Source organism: Flavobacterium sp. (assembly GCF_035760125.1).
Classification (GTDB): Bacteria; Bacteroidota; Bacteroidia; order Flavobacteriales; family Flavobacteriaceae; genus Flavobacterium.
Genome location: NZ_DASTTN010000324.1, coordinates 1 through 3410 on the forward strand (window position 1 = coordinate 1; position 3410 = coordinate 3410).

The 3410-nt window shown below is 31.8% G+C and carries 2 protein-coding genes; both read left to right on the forward strand.

Features of this window, described 5'->3' with window-relative positions:
• Positions 1 to 1221, forward strand: a 1221-nt coding sequence (locus VFS71_RS11545; protein ID WP_326401418.1) for an ABC transporter permease, incomplete at its 5' end; no start/stop codon positions are given.
• A 45-nt stretch (positions 1222 to 1266) separates the two neighbouring features.
• Positions 1267 to 3410: ABC transporter permease (locus VFS71_RS11550; RefSeq protein WP_326401419.1), on the forward strand; the 2144-nt coding region annotated here is incomplete at its 3' end.

Consider the following 3410-nt stretch of genomic DNA (forward strand, 5'->3'; position numbering starts at 1 on the left):
TCTAATTTTGAAACTTTAAAAGTATTGAAAGGGAATTTTGGCAGAAATAAAAGTGGTGTCTGGCTTCGGAACGGAATGTTAATTCTACAATTTAGCATTGCTTCCTTCTTTATTATCGGTTCATATATTGTGTACGAGCAAGTACGCTATCTAGCCAATAAAAATTTAGGATTTTCAGGGGAACAGGTTTTGGAAATTTTTTATTACAAACCCGAATCCATTTTTACCAAAAAAAATGCGGAACAGACGATATTTAACAGTTACTCAACTATTAAAAATGAAATTTCAAAAATAAAAGGAGTAAAGCAAGTAGCAACTGGAGCATTCAAATTTGGTGGAGGAAATGATTCTTCTTCGAGTTTTAGTTATAATGGAAATAATATTCAAGGTCAGAATTTAGCCATTGATTTTGGTATGCTCGAAATGATGAAAATCGAAATGGTACAAGGCCGTTATCTGAATCCAAAAATTGCTTCAGATACTATAAATTCGATGATGGTCAATGAAACAGCTTTGAAGATAATGAACGAGAAAAATCCAATTGGTAAAATTGTCGATTGGAATGGTAATAAACTCAAAATTATTGGTGTCGTAAAAAACTTCAGCCTTTATAATCCACAAGGAAAAATACCTCCAATGGTCTTTTTTCACTTCAAAACAATTGGCTGGATGATTGGAAATATTCAACATATCTACGTAAAAGTGAAAACTGAAAATACAGAGCAGACTATTGCAGATATTGAAAAATTCTGGACTAAAAATGTCGATTCAGATTATCCATTTCAATATGATTTTATTGATAAAAGTTATATGCGAACCTACAAAACATACGTTAAGCAAAAAAATCTTTTCTCTTTACTTAATGTCATTGTAATTATCATTGCTCTTTTCGGGTTATTCGCTTTGGCTTCCTATTCAATCCAAAGACGTATGAAAGAAATCGCGATTAGAAAAACACTAGGTGCTGAAACCAATGTTTTGCTTAAAGAATTATCTAAACAGTACATTGTGTATTGCATTATTGGGTTTTTAATCGCTCTATTTCCAGCTTATTATTTATTAAACAAATGGCTAGAGAATTTTGCTTATAGAATAGAAATTTCGATTTATCCATTTCTAATTGGATTTGCTGCCTTACTGTCATTAACACTGTTGGTAGTACTTTCAAGAGCATATCAAGCTACAAGGGTTGATGTTTTAAAATATTTGAAATATGAATAAGCACAAACAATTCACATCTACTTGCAATTAACCTAAATCTAAACTATGTTATTAAACTATATAAAAATATTTATTTATCATTTAAAACAAAACAAACTGTTTTCATTTCTCAATGTGTTGGGATTGGCAATAGGAATTGCAGGATTGATTTTCGCTTTGCTTTATTGGAATGACGAACAGAGCTACGACGATTGGAATCCCGAAAAGGAAAAGGTCTATCAGGTATTAGTTCAATTGACTGATATGCCGATTTTTTCAGATTGTTCTTTATTTCTAAAACCTGTTTTAGATAAAGACTCCAATGTCGACACTATAATTTATGCTGACAGTTGGTATCAAAAGGATAAAATTATTTATAAAGGAAAGAAAGAATTAGTCGATAAAATCATCAATGTACAACATAATTTCTTTTCTTTTTTTCCTTTCAAAATTATAAATGGAGATGCTATTTCAGCTATAAAAGATGATTCGAGCATTGCCATTTCCGATGTTATTGCTAAAAAAGTTTTTGGCAATGAAAACCCAATCGGAAAACAGATAAAATGCTTTGACCAAATGTTTGTTGTGCGTGCCGTATATCACATTCCCGGGAATTCATCAATCGCTCCTAATGTCATAATCAATAAAATGGAGAAATTGGTGGCTTCAGGTATGACAGCTCCATTTGTTTTCAAATTATTAGTAAAAATTAAGGATCCATCAAAAATTGAACTTACGCGAAAGAGTCTTGAAAATATATATAATGTCGATTTTATTAAAAGAATCGCTAAGATGGAGGGGTTTACTTTCGAGGTAATGGTTAAGAAAATAGGGCATTTTACAGTCGTGATGGAACCACTTTCAAAAGCCAGATTACATTCTATAACAGATGGTTACCCAGAAGGGAGAGGCAATTATCAGTTTTTATTAATTATGGCTGGATTGTCTGTTTTAATTCTCATTTTATCTATTGTTAATTATATCAATTTGGCTACAGCCAATGCCATAAAGCGAGCAAAAGAAGTTGGTGTGCGAAAAATTGTTGGGGCATCAAGAGGCAATATTATAGCACAATTCATTTTTGAGACTATTCTCATAAGTTCATTTTCTATTTTATTGGCTTTGGTAATCGTAGAATTGACATTACCGTATTATAATGACTTCTTGAACAAAAACTTAATGATCATTGGTAGTCAATTTTATTTGCAATTAATTCTAATTTTCGTCATTACAGTTTTGGTTGCTGGAGTTTTTCCAGCAATTTATGTTTCAAATTTCGAAACGCTTAAAGTACTAAAAGGAGATTTTGGAAGAAGTAAAAGCGGTGTTTGGATACGTAACGGAATGTTGATTTTTCAGTTTGCAATTGCAACATTTTTTATTATCGGATCACATATTGTTTATCAGCAAATCAGCTATTTAAGTAGCAAAGATTTAGGGTATAAGGGAAATCAGGTAATAGACGTATCGTTGCACTTTCCATCATCTGACTATGAGGCAAAAAATGCAGGCAAAAACATTTACGATAAATATTCAACCATAAAACAAGAACTATCCAAAATAAAGGGGGTGGAACAAATTTCTACAGGTCTTGTTTGTTTTGATGGTTCAGACGATTCATTAGGAGGAGTACTTTATAGAGATGAGCTTTTTAAAGAACGAACAATGGCGATAGATTATGGGATGCTCGAAATGATGAAAGTGAAAGTCATTAATGGAAGGGGACTTGAACAGAAATATGCTTCGGACACCATCGCTTCCGTACTAATTAATGAAACAGCCCAGAAATTAATGCGTATGAATGAACCAATTGGACAAGAAATCATTATTAAACAGCGAAACTTAAAAATAATTGGTGTAATCAAAGATTTTAATTTATTGAGTCTCGAAGCGGCAGTTCCGCCAATGTGCTTTTATCATCTAAAAACTGTTGATCTAGCTCAAAACATAAATAGGGTTTATGTAAAACTAAAATCTGATGATATAGAAAAGACTATAGCCGATATTGAAAAATTATGGGGAACTTTTGATACTGAATATCCATTTAAATATGATTTTGTGGATAAACAGTATGCCAGAACTTACGAAACCTACGTAAAACAAAAGAACCTTTTCTCATTGTTGAATGTTGTCGTAATTGGTATTGCTCTTTTTGGACTGTTTGCCTTGGCTTCTTATTCAATACAAAGACGTATGAAAGAAATCGCTAT